We start from the raw sequence: 13,278 nt of genomic DNA, 5'->3' as shown, positions 1-13,278 counted from the left end.
GGCCACAGATGTACTTTGCCGGTGGAATTGACTATAACTGCGCCTCATTCATTGAATCGATAGTCCCATGCAGCAACCCATCGCCGGTTATCACCTGGATGAAGAAGACCACTGGGTAGCCGAACTTACTTGTGACCATTTCCAGCATGTGCGCCACAATCCGCCCTGGACCAGCAGGCCCTGGGTGATTACCGGGGAGGGGCGAGATTCCATGCTGGGCTATCCACTGAACTGTAAGAAGTGCGATGAGGGCGCGCCGCCCGATACATTCAATAAGGCTTTAAAACCATGACAAAAATCTGGGTCGATGCCGATGCTTGCCCGGTAGTCATCAAGGAAATTCTGTTCCGCGCCGCCGAGCGCACCGCCATCGAGATGACCCTGGTGGCCAATCAGGCGGTGCGAGTGCCGCCATCGCGCTATATCAAAGCCCTGCAAGTTAGCGCCGGTTTCGATGTGGCCGATAACGAAATTGTACGGCGCTGTGAGGCGGGAGATCTGATTATCACCAGTGATATCCCCCTGGCATCGGAAGTGATTGACAAAGGTGCTGAGGCCCTCAATCCTCGTGGCGAGCGTTATACCAAAGCGAATATCCGTGCACGCCTGAATATGCGGGATTTTATGGATACCCTGCGCTCCAGCGGCGTGCACACCGGCGGGCCACCGGCCCTGAACCAGGCGGACCGCAAAGCCTTCGCCGATCAGTTAGATCGGTGGTTGGCAGAAAGTCGCAAGTAAGTCGAAGGGAAATCGCCTTGGAACATTTAAGCCTGAAGCCAATAGAAATGTGGCAATTCCCAATATTGATGTCCTGGTTGCCAGATAGGGAGCAGTGCCAACAGTGGGGTGGTCCCGATTTCAGGTTCCCGTTTAATCAGGGATCTTTTTTGGAGGACTGTCGTTGGCCGGAGTTGCCCAGTTACGCACTTCAGGATAGCGACGGCGATGTGTTGGCTTTCGGCCAATATTACCAACACCTGGGCCGCTGCCATCTGAGCCGCTTAATTGTCTCCCCCAGTCATCGCGGAGCCGGGTTGGGGCGCGCTCTGGTAACCCAACTTGCACAAACCGGTGCTAGCGCCCTGGATGCAACAGAGTGCTCCTTATTTGTCCTGCGTACTAATACAGCGGCACGCACTCTCTACGAGAAGTTGGGCTTTGTGGGGGCTACTTATCCAGGGCAGCGAGAATGGCTGGACCGGTGTGATTTTATGGTCGCACCGTCTAGAGCTTTTCAGAAGAAACAAAATACTGAGTAGCGAATATCCCATGCTTGAATTAATACAACCCACGACCGAACGCTTGCAGCTGCGCCAGTGGCGAGAGGAAGATAAGCCTGTATTTTCCGAAATGAATGCCGACCCCAGGGTGATGGAATTTTTCCCCTCACTGCTGACGCGGCAGGAGAGTGATGCCGGTGTCGATCGCAGTATTGCGCATATTGAGAAGTATGGTTGGGGCTTCTGGGCATTGGAGATGAGAGAGACAAAGGAGTTTCTCGGGTTTGTCGGTATGAAAAATGTGACCGACGATTTACCCTTTGCACCGGCAGTAGAGATTGGCTGGCGTTTGGCCTTCCCCTACTGGGGAAAGGGCTATGCCAGTGAAGCTGCCAGGGCATTTTTAGATGTAGCTTTTAATACCCTGAATTTCAGTGAAGTGGTTTCCTTTACGCCCTTACAAAATATTCGTTCCCAGCGGGTAATGGAACGGCTGGGTATGCAGAGAAACACCCTTGTCTTTGAACATCCTCTGGTTCCCAGTGAAAGCCGTCTACTGCGGCACTGCCTGTATCGGTTAAGTGCTGATGATTGGAAAAAAATTTAATGTAATTAGCTTCCGTTAGCACGGGAACCATTACTTTTACTTGAGTTCGGATAGGTGGGTGAATATGAGGTTCGCCTCTTTACCAACAATAACCAAGCAAATGTAGCCTCGCCTTTAATTTCAGGTGAGGGCAGGGAGTTCTCGCTATGGGTTTTCTTAAATCGATATTTATAACGGCAACTGGTTTTCTGCTAGCGGCTTTTCATCTCGGCGTGTCCGCCGAGCCTCTACTCAAAGTCAGTAAACGCCCGGATGGATCAGCGCTTTATTGGGCTTTAGAGCAACCATCGACTAACGGAAAATATGGTTTGTTCCTGATAGCTCAGGGTTCCGGCTGCCTGCCAGCTGTAAAAATACTACCATCCAACAGGCAAAAGAGCTGGCGGCAGGATATGCTGTTTTAATGGTAGAAAAATATGGTGTAACTCATTCCGACAGCCCGGAAGAGCAATTTAAAGATTGTTCAAAAGAGTATGTAGCTAACCACACCGTTGAGCAGCGTGCGGTAGATGTAGAGCAAATTGTTGACGAACTGCGCGGGGCTGATTGGTGGAATGGCAAGCTGGTCATATTTGGTGGTTCCGAGGGTGGTGATCTAGTTGCACGACTGGCGCCCAGGCTAAATCCCGATGCCGCAGTGGTCTTTTCAAGTGGGTTGGGAAAGTCGTTCCCACAAGTGTTAAAGAGTTTGGTTCCTCCTCATGTAGTTAAAGAGGTGGATGCCAAACTCGCCTATGCTCGAGCTAATCCTAAAAGCGCGGAAGTCTGGGGTGGAAACTCTATGCGTTGGTGGGCCGATGTCGTCGATCGGGTACCGGTCAATGACTTACTGAAAAGCCATGCCCCTGTATTATTGATCCAGGGTACAGAGGATAAGTCTGCCCCGGTCAGTTCCGGCCGTGCAGCGCGAGATGCCTATGCGTCAGCCGGACGTTGTGAGCTGACATATTGGGAGTACCCCGGTTACGATCACTATATGACAGATATGGATGGTGTAAATCATCGGGGAGAGGTCTTTGAAAGAATTACTGGGTGGATTAACAAGACTGCACACAATGGGGCCCCTGGGTGTATCTCTGGTGCAGGTAAAAACAGAGACTGATCGATGAATATAAGAATTAAATCAGCCGCAATACTAATGGCAGTTTATCCCAGTTTTTTGGCAGCGGAAAATTTTGCTGTATTGCCACAACTGGAAACCTACAAAGTACCAGAATCCTGGCGTCAGCCAGTAGCGCCTCTAAAAATAGCAGATAATACATGGCAAATAGGTACCCAGGGAATTACCTCACTGCTATTAAAAGGCAAAGAAGGCTCGATTCTAATTGATGGGGGCATGGAGCAGACGGCCGAGCATTTATTGGAGAATATACGCAGATTGGGAGTCGCCCCCACGGACCTCAAATTAATCTTACACAGTCAGGCCCATGCAGACCACATTGGTTCCTTAGCCAAGCTAAAACGCGTGACTGGTGCTCAGGTAGTAACCAATGCGGAGTCAGCCGTGCTGATGGCTCGCGGCGGCGCCAATGATATCCACTTTGACGATGAAATTTTATATCCCCCAATAAAGGCGGATCGTATTCTGCATGATGGCGAGCAAGTGGTTCTCGGAGATTTGCGTTTACGCGTACATTTTATCCCAGGCCATACCCCGGGCAGTATGGCCTGGACCTGGGAAGATAAAGTGGATGGTAAAACTGCAGATATAGCTTATGTGGATAGCCTTACAGCGCCAGGTTATCAACTGATTGATAATCGTCGCTACCCCAATATCGTAGAAGACTTCCGCACAAGCTTCGCCCGTGTACAGGATTTTCCTTGTGATTTACTACTTACCCCTCATGCACCTGCCAGCGGCTGGGAGTTTAAAAACATAGCTATACAGAAGAAAACAGTAAGTTGTCGTCAATATGCACAGAAAGCGGAAGCAAAATTAAATAAAAAGCTAGAGGCTGAGAGAGATACAGCTAATTAGATATTGGCGATATAAAATATGGCCTGGCAAAATTAATGCCGGGCCAAAAATTGATGTACCTTTGGCACAAGATAGAAGTACATCAGTGGAACCAGAATAGCGGTCATTATTAGCGCTTTTAAACTAATTGCAATTTTTAATTCCAGTGCCTGCATCCCTAGTAGTAATAGTGTAACAATAGGGTAAATCAGTGCCCATATACACAGGGCGTGTAGTAATGGTTTCTTCATTTATTCAATTCCTTCATAAAGTTAGATATTGCCTTAAAATATCCAGGCAATATTTCCTGTAAAAAATTTTCCCCACTCTTAGTGAGTGCTACACATTTTGCCCGACCATCACTGGAATTTGTTTCCATAGCGATAAGCTCATCTTCCACCATACTTTTCAGGGTTCGTGTCATTACGGGGCGAGAAACATCGATGCGCTCTGCGATTTCTGAAGCTAATAAGCTGTCTCTTTGCGGCTCCCGGTCGATAACGATCATCACTAAGAAACGCAGCTGGGAAGTTCCGTGCTTGGAAAAATAGCCCTCCAGTTCCCGCAAAAGCAGGCTCGTATCCCGCATCATGGTAAGAGCACCCTGAACGGCAGTGGGATCTTTTACAGAAAACCGTTTGGCATATCCCTCAACCATCTGTTGCGAGGGAAGTTCTTTAAGAAAAAACATTACGCCAGTCTCTCCAACTTATTGATCTCCACCGGCTCTTTTAGCCACTCTTGATAGGCTTCGAATATCGGGGCGATATAGGGCATGGCGTAATGTTTATCGAGATCCTCCTGACTGCGCCACTCTTCGTATAAAAACAAACACTCCCCGTCTTCGTGCACAGCAAACTGTAGACAGCCTTCTTCCTTAAGGGTATTTGGCACTATGGAGAGAATGGCTTGTTTGGCCTGCTCGAAGAATTCGGCCTTGGGGGAAATTCTGGCGATAATGAAGAGATTGTGATTCATAAGAGCGACTCATCAAGATTAACATAGTTACCATGATAACTATATTGTTGTGATGGTCAATAGAACAATGGTTTCTATACCAAATTAGGATAATGTTATTTATTAATGGCAGGTTTGAAGAAATGCTTTCTAGCTTTAAGAAATTACTGCCTGGCGCCTATCCAAATTGCGATAAGCCAAGGCCTCAGCAATTTGTGCTGAGCTGATCCTCTGCAAACTAGCGAGGTCCGCGAGGGTGCGGGCTACTTTAAGTACCCGGTGGTAACTGCGTGCGGAGAGCCCCAGTTTTTCTACTGATTGCCGTAATAGGTGTTTCTCCTCTTCCCCCAGGGCGCAGTGGGTTTCCAGTTCTGCGCCCTTTAACAGGCTGTTGGTGGTTCCCTGTCGCTGAATTTGCAGTTGCCGTGCGGCACAAACCCTTTTCCTGACACATTCCGAAGGTTCTCCGGGCGCTGAGTCTTGTAATTGCACGGCATTCATAGAGCCCACTTCCACTTGCATATCGATACGGTCCAGCAGGGGGCCGGATAACTTACTGCGGTAGCGGTCTATCTGGTCTGGGGTGCAGCGGCAGCGCGGTTCCCCTTGATAGCCACAAGGGCAGGGGTTCATTGCGCCTACCAGTTGGAAATGAGCCGGATAGGTGACCTGGGCGCGGGCGCGGGAAATTCTCACTTCGCCATTCTCCAGCGGCTCTCGCAGTATCTCCAGGGCATTGCGGGGAAACTCGGGCATTTCATCCAGGAAGAGCACACCGCGATGGGCGAGAGAAATTTCGCCAGGTCTCGGGGTACTGCCACTGTAAATTACATAAATAGATGCGACAATCTCTACACAATAGCTGTACCTATATGAAGAATTTAAGGCAATTATTGCGACATCTTTAAAGGAATAGGTGCGATGCAGTCCATAAAAGAGCCAAATAGCTGCGACAAGTTTAATTCTGCCCCAAAACAGACACGAAAGATCAATCCAACTAGGCGTAGCGTCTCCGGGCAATATGCATTTAGGGGAGATAGGGCAATCCCTTTCGAATCCACTCTCGAAAGGGATTTCCTTGTTAGATGTGAATTTGACCTATCTGTACTAGATGTCATTCCCCAGCCAGTTGAGGTGCCATTCACTGATTCAAATGGTGGCAAGTACATTTATACGCCAGATTTTCTAGTTTATTATCATTTAGGTACTGGATCGCATGTTAATTATCCAAAACCATTACTTATCGAGGTGAAACCTACGGAACAATGGCGTTCCCACTGGCGAAAATGGTTACCAAAATGGAAAGCTGCCCTCAGATATGCAAAATTTCAAGGGTGGGGATTTCATATTTATGATGAATCAAGGATTCGCGATATCTCTTTTAAAAATATTAGATTCTTGGATCGTTATCGACGTATGAATGTCGACCAAGAAGAGCGAGATCAATTAATTATTTGCATTCAAGAAATGGGGTCTTGTTCTATTGAATACCTGCTTGCGCGATACTTTTCGGGTATATATAAAGATCGAGGACTTGCTCTAATTTGGCATTTACTATCCGTTAGAAAACTTGAATGCGATATTTCAATTCCTTTGAATGTATCTACTGAATTGTGGGTTCCTGAACATGGATGATGAATATCAAGGATACATGAATGACGAAAAATTCAAGCCTAAACGTTCTCGTTTACTTATAGATGTTGATGCCATAGTTCAAAAGGGCAATGATGTATATCGAATTATACAGGTTTTAGATTTTAACTCTGTTATTGGTGTTGATCTTGTTTCTGGTAGAACCGCGAACTTACGAGTTGGTGAACTTAGGGCGGTCGAGGATGATTCTGCGAGCCTACATGTAGAACTAGAAGAAATAGGTGATAAAGACTGGCAGGTTGCTCAGAAACGATATGCAGCGATAAGCCCTCTTGTAGGAAAGCTTACTATTGGAAGAGAAGATGCAGAACTAAGGGCTGAGGAAATTGGTGTAAATGTTGCCACACTTTATAGATGGTTAAAAAAGTTTAATGCAACGGGTTCTGTAATATCTTTGATCCCAAGGAAAAGAGGGTGGAAGTCAGGTAATCGTAGAATATCGTTAGATACCGAAGCGTTAATAACAGATGTAATTGATAACTTTTATCTTACACCACAGCGCCCTACATCTAAACAAGCAGTAACTGAGATTTTACGAAGATGTAATGAGAAAGGAATCGAGCCACCATCTCATACGACAATTAGAGCTAGAATAGCTGAAATTCCTGAGCGAGATAGACTCCGTGCGAGGGGATATAGAGAGAAAGCAATTAATCGCTTTACACCAGCGCCAGGTAGTTTTCCAAATGCGGATTACCCACTGTCAGTTATCCAAATTGACCACACTCCCGCAGATATTATTCTAGTTGACGATATACATCGATTGCCTGTGGGGCGCCCATGGATAACTCTAGCAATTGATGTTTTTTCAAGAGCTGTGACGGGATTTTATTTATCATTTGACCCTCCATCTGAAACTTCTGTGGCTATGTGTGTAGCTAGTTCCATTCTGCCAAAAGAAGAGTGGCTAATTACTCATAACATTGACGTTGAGTGGCCGGTGTGGGGCATCCCTAGAACTATTCATGTGGATAACGGTGCTGACTTTCGTTCAAATTCTTTTCAGAAATCCTGTTTAGCTTATGGGATAAACCTTGAATTCCGTCCTGTTCGTCAGCCTCGTTACGGTGGGCATATTGAACGCTTATTGGGAACATTACTCAGGGAAATACATGTGCTACCTGGTTCTACCTTTTCATCTATTAAAGAACGGGAAGGATATGATTCAGATAAAAAATCAGCCATGACACGATCAGAATTTGAAGTATGGCTGATGACAATGATATCTAAAGTATATCATCAAAAAGTACATTCTCGTATTGGTATGACTCCATTAAAAAAATGGGAGTTAGGAATTTTTGGCGATAGTGTAACTCCAGGTGTCGGTTTGCCTGCAAGACCAGCTGATCGATTAAGTGTTTTACTCGATTTTTTACCATCTTTTTTTCGTACCGTTCAAACATTCGGCGTGATGGTGGATAATTTGACATATTATGCTGAAGCATTACGACCCTGGATCAATGCAATTGATAGTGACAATGGAAATAAAAGAAAATTGTTATTTCGTCGTGACCCAAGAGATATTAGTTCCCTGTGGTTTTTTGACCCTGATATAAAACAATATTTTAAAATCCCCTTCGCAGATCAGGCATTACCATCAATGAGCATCTGGGAGTATAAACAAGCTCGTGAACGGCTTAAAAAGCAGGGTGCTGGAGACGTAAATGAGCATGAAATACTGCGTGCAATAACAGAATTGCGGGCTCATGTTGATCAAGCTGAAAAGAAAACCAAGAAAGCTAGGAGACAAGCTCAAAGGAGAAGAGAGCATGAGAGACCAGTTGCACAAGTATTACCGTCGGTTAAGAAAAGCACGTTACAAACGACATCGGGAGGCAAGAAAGAGCTAGATAATGACCAGTTAGTGGATGGTGATATTGATACGTTTGGAGATATATCATGAATGAATTCAACCATATTCATACAGAGTTCCAACATGTCATGACACTTTCGGCTAGTGAAAGACTTTTATTTTTGGATGAACCTCGATGGATCGGTTACGACAGAGCACAAATAATCATTGACTCATTGTGTGCCCTCATGGATAAACCTAAGAGACCGAGAATGCCAGGGCTATTAATAGTTGGCGACTCTAATAATGGGAAAACAACTATTATTCGTAGGTTTTATGATCTTTGTGGGAAAAGCTATGTTAGTAAAGATGGTGATCCCATTAAACCAATAATCTTAGCTGAAGCACCACCATCCGCTGATGAGAAAAGTCTATACATATCACTACTAGAACGTTTCTTTGCACCATATCGAGCTAGTGACTCAACGGCTAAATTACGTTATCAAGTAATTCATCTTTTCCGAACCTGCCATGTACGTATGCTGATTATTGATGAATTTCATTCTTTGCTTACTGGGACTGCAACAAAACAAAGAGAAGTCATGAATGCTATTAAGCTCCTTTGTAATGAGTTATGTATACCTATAGTTGGAGTCGGTACTCGAGAAGCTGTACGTGTTCTTCATAGCGATCCACAACATGCAAGCCGCTTTGACGTAATTACTTTACCTTTATGGGAGTTAAATAAAGATTTTCAAAAACTTCTTGCATCTTTTGAAAAGGTTTTACCCCTTCAGAAAAGATCTCGTCTGCATCAACCTGAGTTTGCATCCGCATTTCATGCCATATCTTCTGGAAACCTTGGAGATTTACATAGACTGCTTATTGAGTGTGTTCGGCATGCAATTGAATCTGGTACAGAGTGCATAACACCTAAAATCATCAAAGACAAATCATGGGTTCGACCTACTCGTGGTATTCGAGAAATTGGCTTCTAATGAATAAATGGCCAATTCGAGTGCCAATGCAGATTCAGGAAACGATTTCTTCATGGTTGGTACGCCTAGCTATAGGCCAAGGCTGTGATCCCTTAACCTTGACCGGTACTATTTGGGCAGATTGGAGAGCTTGGACATTTGATTTAGATAGAGGAATTCCGAAAGAAAGAATTGATATACTTCTTGAACTTTCAGACATCAGAAAAAGTGCCCTCAAGCAATCAGCACTAGCGTGTGAAATTTCAATTATCTCCAGTTTACCATTACTTAAGCATGGCATCTGGCCCTGGCTATTGGGAATTGGCATAAGAAATCGTCGTTATCGTGGAGGGTTACAGTACTGTCCATTATGTTTTAGTAGTGATACGCAGCCTTATTTCAGACGCCAGTGGCGGTTTGCTTGGGCTACAAATTGTGAAAAGCATAACGTACTTCTCCTTGATCGATGTATGCAATGTGCCTCTCCTGTTGAGCCACATAGATTAAGTGTGCTGCATGTAAAGCAACTATCTTTTTGCGCAACGTGTGGAATAGACTTACGCAAATGTGTTCCTCAACCCAATCTCTCTGGAGCCTTGAGATTTCAGGAGTGCGCCAGAAATTTCATAAATCTTAAACAAGGAGAAATTTGGGGAAGATCTATTGACATCAGAGAGTGGTTTGATGCGTGCAGACAATTTATAAATATGATTCGTCGTGTTGTATGTCAACCAGAATCTAAACTAGGCCGCATGTTTACTGATATTGGAGTACCTTTTCACAAAATTGAACCAGAGCAGCTAAATCTCCGTTTAGAGCTGTTGTCAGTAGGGTGTAGAGAACAACTTTTTGACTGTCTGAATACACTTATGAGTATCCATATCAACGATATTTCAAATATACTTAAGTACTATTCAATAACAAAAAACAGTTTCTGGAGCAATAATTATGAAAATCCATCGCCATTACATTTTTTAAATTCAGCTCTTTCTATACAAAATAGACGCTATAAATCAAGAACCAATAGAACCTATGGAGTACCAAAGTCCAAGATAGCAGTTCTTAAAGCATGGACAAGGCTTAAAAGGAGAGGAATAGTCGATTGAGCGATGACCTCGAGATACGTTGTGATGAATGCGGACGAAAGACGTTACATATTCATCGTAGGTACAGAGGAATTGGATATTGTGGATCATGTTATGCAAGGGAATTCCGTATAATTCCTTGTCCGAATTGCTCATCGAAAGCACGATTGCCTAAAAAGATTCAAGATGCTTGGTGTCGATCCTGTGAAAAGCTTACCCCCTGTATACGTTGTGGAAGAGTCCATAGCTCAACAGGGAAATTGACTTCTTATGGACCTGTTTGTGCTTCATGTGCTTCTTATTTCCGACCTGAAGAGCCATGTGAGTGCTGTGGAAGATTATCTCGTCGTTTAACAAAAGTTAACCGTCTAGGAGATGAATTAAGACGTTGTGATTCGTGCGCAAGAAAAGATTTCGGTACGTGTAAAAATTGCCATCGTTTTCGCTATCTTTACTTTATGTGTGGAGAGTTATTATGTAAACCTTGTATTTCTGTTGGTTCGCTATTATGTCAAAATTGTGGAGCCTCAATGCCAGCGGGACGGGGTAGACAATGTGAAGGATGTTACTGGGCTTTTCTAGTTGAAAAGAAAATTACGATTAATGGGGCTCTTCTTGAATGTGTAGATATAAAAAATTTGTTCGAAGAGTATATTTACTGGCTTTGTGATAGATCAGGCCATAAAAAAGCAGCCCTATCCATTGCTAAAGATGTGTTGTTTTTCCGATGTATAGAAAAAAAGTGGATAAATATACCTTCTTACACAGATTTATTGACTTTTTTTGGAGCTGGAGAATTGAGGCGCTTCATAAACATTGTTAAGTGGTTGTCGGAATCTGGATATATCGCTATAGACTCAGTAGAGAAAAACAAAATTACTGAAGAACAACGAATTGTGCGTATATTAAAAAGGCTTCAGCCTGGCTCTGTTGCGTCAGAAGTAGTTTTAAAGTATGAAAAAAATTTAAGGTCCAAATTAGCTAACGGAAAGCTTACTCTTTTGACCATTAGGCTGTCACTTAGCGCAGCGACTGGTTTAATGCTTGAGCAGTTTGCAAGTAACGATACTTTGCCTAGCAAAGAATCGTTAGTTAAATATTTATCACAGCGTCCTGGACAACTGGCTACAATTTCTGTTTTTATTAGATTTCTCAATAAAGAGATGGGACATGATCTTACATGTGAGTCCACAGAATTAAAAAAAATAGTAGATAAAAAAAGAAAGATAATTTTGGAAAATAAGCTTTCCCGTCTTTCCAGAAAAAAGTGGACAAAGAATGACCTGTACCAATGGGTTAAAATTACTTTAGAATATTTTCATGATCAGAAATGCATAAGGAAAAAGGATCTACTTGGACTAGAAGATTTTGTTTTAAGTAGCAAGAAGGATCTCTATGTTATTCTTGGCGGAAAGAAATATTATATTCCATTGCCTTCATTTGGAGGTACGTAGTAGAAAACTGACATGAAAAATCTCGTTATAAAGGCATAGGATAGTTTCTAGTACATGGTTTGAATTCGGTGATTCTGAAGGAAATGGCACTATCTTCCTGGACAATTTGGGGTGCTTACTATATCCTAAACGACTGAACTACAGAATTTCTTATTAGCGAGTCAATTACATTGAAAGCTGCGCCAACATTTATTGATCTTTTTTCCGGTTGCGGAGGACTTTCTCTCGGTCTTCTATCTTCAGGTTGGCGAGGACTTTTTGCTGTAGAGCGATCCCCACATGCATTTTCTACATATCGTCATAACTTGGTTGATAATAAGAAATTTAATTTTGATTGGCCTTCGTGGTTGCCTTGCAGAGAAGTGGATGTCGAAGTTTTAATAAAGAAATACTCTGTTAATCTTAAGGGCTTAAAGGGTAAAGTGGATCTTATTGCCGGTGGTCCTCCATGCCAAGGATTTTCTCCCGCTGGACGTAGAAATCCTGATGATCCAAGAAATAAAATGGCAGAAAACTATATTAAAATAGTAAAAATAGTTAAACCCAAGATGCTTCTTCTTGAAAATGTTAGAGGGTTTAATATTCCTTTCAACGGTACTTCCGGAAATGATGAATCAATTCCCTATTCTGAAGTTGTTAAGAGGAGATTAGAAGCAGTAGGATACAATGTAGAGTATCAAGTAGTTTTATCTGCGGACTGGGGCGTCCCTCAACTTCGCCCAAGATTTATTCTGATTGCTGTTAGGTCTGATATCGGTATTAACTGGAGTCCATTTATAACTCTTAAAGAAAACAGAAAAGATTTTCTCTTAAAGAGAGGTTTAAATCCAAATAGGCCTGTTACGGTTAAGCAGGCAATAGATGATCTTAAGGTGTCTAACAAAGAGCTTATTGATTGCATTGATAGTGATGTGAAAGGATTTAAACAAATACTATATCGATCCCCAAAAGGAGGCAGCAGATATATAAAGCTCATGAGGAAAGGTATGAAGCCAGATCGCATGCCAAATAGTTTGAGAATTCCAAAGCACAGACCAGAGGTTATAGACCGATTTTCACAAATTCTTACAGAAAGTCCCAAGGGTAAAAGTTTGAGTCCAGAGATAAGAGCTAAATTTAAGTTAAAAAAGCATACGATAACTCCCTTATGTCCTAACAAGCCTGCAGCGACAATAACAACATTACCGGATGACATTTTACACTATGAGGAGCCCAGGATTCCTACTGTTAGAGAAATGGCCCGGTTACAATCATTTCCTGATTGGTTTGATTTTCTAGGTAGATATACTACGGGAGGCAAATTTCGCAGAGAAATGTGTCCAAGATATACTCAGGTGGGGAATGCTGTACCTCCCCTTCTAGGGGAGGCTCTAGGTGAACTAATGTTTAGCGCCATGACAAGTACTAGAGTTTCACGACGCGAGGGTGTTCAAAACTCTGTGTCAGCTAAACGGTTTATAGGCTGATGTATTTCTCCAGGCGATCTGGAAAGTGGATCGCCAGCTGTGACAGTGTCAAATTCCAGTTTTGAATCGGGTGCGTCCAACGCTCAGAGGCTTTTAGTGTACCGGCG

Annotated in this window: 17 protein-coding genes; 13 read left to right on the top strand and 4 right to left on the bottom strand. The window is 43.4% G+C overall.

What is annotated here, in order from left to right:
• Nucleotides 1-67: 67 nt before the first annotated feature.
• The 7 genes from MO867_RS09390 (at nucleotide 68) to bla (ending at nucleotide 3,808) form a co-directional block, all read left to right on the top strand.
• On the top strand, nucleotides 68-292 hold the full coding sequence (locus MO867_RS09390) for a DUF3565 domain-containing protein (protein WP_252466120.1): 225 nt from the start codon (nucleotides 68-70) through the stop codon (nucleotides 290-292).
• Entirely contained in the window at nucleotides 289-741 is a 453-nt protein-coding gene (locus MO867_RS09385; protein ID WP_252466119.1) for a YaiI/YqxD family protein, read from the top strand. The genes MO867_RS09390 and MO867_RS09385 overlap by 4 nt, the downstream gene beginning before the upstream one ends.
• Nucleotides 742-758: 17 nt before the next feature.
• A complete protein-coding gene (locus tag MO867_RS09380) occupies nucleotides 759-1,262 on the top strand; it encodes a GNAT family N-acetyltransferase (RefSeq protein ID WP_252466117.1) in 504 nt (167 codons plus the stop codon).
• Nucleotides 1,263-1,272: 10 nt separating this feature from the next.
• Complete coding sequence (locus tag MO867_RS09375) at nucleotides 1,273-1,830, top strand: GNAT family N-acetyltransferase (RefSeq protein WP_252466116.1); 558 nt, start codon at nucleotides 1,273-1,275, stop codon at nucleotides 1,828-1,830.
• A 146-nt stretch (nucleotides 1,831-1,976) separates the two neighbouring features.
• Nucleotides 1,977-2,234, top strand: a complete 258-nt coding sequence (locus MO867_RS09370) for a hypothetical protein (protein ID WP_252466114.1) — start codon at nucleotides 1,977-1,979, stop codon at nucleotides 2,232-2,234.
• Entirely contained in the window at nucleotides 2,234-2,932 is a 699-nt protein-coding gene (locus tag MO867_RS09365) for an alpha/beta hydrolase family protein (RefSeq protein ID WP_252466113.1), read from the top strand. Before MO867_RS09370 ends, MO867_RS09365 begins: the two co-directional genes overlap by 1 nt.
• Before the next feature lie 9 nt (nucleotides 2,933-2,941).
• Nucleotides 2,942-3,808 carry a subclass B3 metallo-beta-lactamase gene (bla, locus tag MO867_RS09360; protein ID WP_373565877.1) on the top strand — a complete coding sequence of 289 codons (867 nt, stop codon included), beginning with the start codon at nucleotides 2,942-2,944 and terminating at the stop codon, nucleotides 3,806-3,808.
• A 32-nt stretch (nucleotides 3,809-3,840) separates the two neighbouring features.
• On the opposite strand, the gene MO867_RS09355 is transcribed toward bla, so the two are convergent.
• From MO867_RS09355 to MO867_RS09340, 4 genes are all read right to left on the bottom strand, one after another.
• Nucleotides 3,841-4,038: a putative antibiotic biosynthesis monooxygenase gene (locus MO867_RS09355; RefSeq protein WP_252466111.1), complete on the bottom strand. Its 198-nt coding sequence runs from the start codon at nucleotides 4,036-4,038 to the stop codon at nucleotides 3,841-3,843.
• Nucleotides 4,035-4,478, bottom strand: coding sequence for a MarR family winged helix-turn-helix transcriptional regulator (locus MO867_RS09350; protein ID WP_252466110.1), 444 nt, complete (start codon nucleotides 4,476-4,478; stop codon nucleotides 4,035-4,037). Before MO867_RS09350 ends, MO867_RS09355 begins: the two co-directional genes overlap by 4 nt.
• A complete protein-coding gene (locus MO867_RS09345; protein WP_252466109.1) occupies nucleotides 4,478-4,765 on the bottom strand; it encodes a putative quinol monooxygenase in 288 nt (95 codons plus the stop codon). Before MO867_RS09345 ends, MO867_RS09350 begins: the two co-directional genes overlap by 1 nt.
• Nucleotides 4,766-4,900: 135 nt before the next feature.
• Nucleotides 4,901-5,764, bottom strand: coding sequence for an ATP-binding protein (locus tag MO867_RS09340; protein ID WP_252466108.1), 864 nt, complete (start codon nucleotides 5,762-5,764; stop codon nucleotides 4,901-4,903).
• Here MO867_RS09340 and MO867_RS09335 point away from each other — a divergent pair.
• The 6 genes from MO867_RS09335 to MO867_RS09310 all read left to right on the top strand — a co-directional run bounded on the left by MO867_RS09335 (nucleotide 5,666) and on the right by MO867_RS09310 (nucleotide 13,171).
• Nucleotides 5,666-6,379, top strand: a complete 714-nt coding sequence (locus tag MO867_RS09335; protein WP_252466106.1) for a TnsA endonuclease N-terminal domain-containing protein — start codon at nucleotides 5,666-5,668, stop codon at nucleotides 6,377-6,379. The two genes, MO867_RS09340 and MO867_RS09335, sit on opposite strands and share 99 nt — an antisense overlap.
• A complete protein-coding gene (locus MO867_RS09330) occupies nucleotides 6,372-8,300 on the top strand; it encodes a TnsB C-terminal domain-containing protein (RefSeq protein WP_252466104.1) in 1,929 nt (642 codons plus the stop codon). Before MO867_RS09335 ends, MO867_RS09330 begins: the two co-directional genes overlap by 8 nt.
• Entirely contained in the window at nucleotides 8,297-9,187 is an 891-nt protein-coding gene (locus MO867_RS09325) for a TniB family NTP-binding protein (RefSeq protein WP_252466102.1), read from the top strand. Before MO867_RS09330 ends, MO867_RS09325 begins: the two co-directional genes overlap by 4 nt.
• A complete protein-coding gene (locus tag MO867_RS09320; RefSeq protein ID WP_252466101.1) occupies nucleotides 9,187-10,272 on the top strand; it encodes a TniQ family protein in 1,086 nt (361 codons plus the stop codon). Before MO867_RS09325 ends, MO867_RS09320 begins: the two co-directional genes overlap by 1 nt.
• 509 nt (nucleotides 10,273-10,781) lie before the next feature.
• A complete protein-coding gene (locus MO867_RS09315) occupies nucleotides 10,782-11,705 on the top strand; it encodes a hypothetical protein (RefSeq protein WP_252466100.1) in 924 nt (307 codons plus the stop codon).
• 170 nt (nucleotides 11,706-11,875) lie between these two features.
• Nucleotides 11,876-13,171 (top strand): DNA cytosine methyltransferase, encoded by a 1,296-nt coding sequence (locus MO867_RS09310; RefSeq protein ID WP_252466099.1) that lies wholly within the window; start codon nucleotides 11,876-11,878, stop codon nucleotides 13,169-13,171.
• The last annotated feature ends 107 nt before the right edge of the window (nucleotides 13,172-13,278 follow it).

It is taken from the genome of Microbulbifer okhotskensis (genome assembly GCF_023895975.1).
GTDB classification, from domain to species: Bacteria; Pseudomonadota; Gammaproteobacteria; order Pseudomonadales; family Cellvibrionaceae; genus Microbulbifer; species Microbulbifer okhotskensis.
The sequence above is the reverse complement of the archived record's forward strand: the minus strand, read 5'-3'. Positions and strand labels throughout refer to the sequence as shown.

Excerpts from the sequence above, each read along its gene's own strand:
- MO867_RS09390 (WP_252466120.1), top strand. The coding sequence starts at position 68 with ATGCAGCAACCCATCGCCGGTTATCACCTGGATGAAGAAGACCACTGG.
- MO867_RS09385 (WP_252466119.1), top strand. The coding sequence starts at position 289 with ATGACAAAAATCTGGGTCGATGCCGATGCTTGCCCGGTAGTCATCAAG.
- MO867_RS09375 (WP_252466116.1), top strand. The coding sequence starts at position 1,273 with ATGCTTGAATTAATACAACCCACGACCGAACGCTTGCAGCTGCGCCAG.
- MO867_RS09370 (WP_252466114.1), top strand. The coding sequence starts at position 1,977 with ATGGGTTTTCTTAAATCGATATTTATAACGGCAACTGGTTTTCTGCTA.
- MO867_RS09365 (WP_252466113.1), top strand. The coding sequence starts at position 2,234 with ATGGTAGAAAAATATGGTGTAACTCATTCCGACAGCCCGGAAGAGCAA.
- MO867_RS09355 (WP_252466111.1), bottom strand. The coding sequence starts at position 4,038 with ATGAAGAAACCATTACTACACGCCCTGTGTATATGGGCACTGATTTAC.
- MO867_RS09350 (WP_252466110.1), bottom strand. The coding sequence starts at position 4,478 with ATGTTTTTTCTTAAAGAACTTCCCTCGCAACAGATGGTTGAGGGATAT.
- MO867_RS09345 (WP_252466109.1), bottom strand. The coding sequence starts at position 4,765 with ATGAATCACAATCTCTTCATTATCGCCAGAATTTCCCCCAAGGCCGAA.
- MO867_RS09335 (WP_252466106.1), top strand. The coding sequence starts at position 5,666 with ATGCAGTCCATAAAAGAGCCAAATAGCTGCGACAAGTTTAATTCTGCC.
- MO867_RS09330 (WP_252466104.1), top strand. The coding sequence starts at position 6,372 with ATGGATGATGAATATCAAGGATACATGAATGACGAAAAATTCAAGCCT.
- MO867_RS09325 (WP_252466102.1), top strand. The coding sequence starts at position 8,297 with ATGAATGAATTCAACCATATTCATACAGAGTTCCAACATGTCATGACA.
- MO867_RS09320 (WP_252466101.1), top strand. The coding sequence starts at position 9,187 with ATGAATAAATGGCCAATTCGAGTGCCAATGCAGATTCAGGAAACGATT.
- MO867_RS09315 (WP_252466100.1), top strand. The coding sequence starts at position 10,782 with ATGCCAGCGGGACGGGGTAGACAATGTGAAGGATGTTACTGGGCTTTT.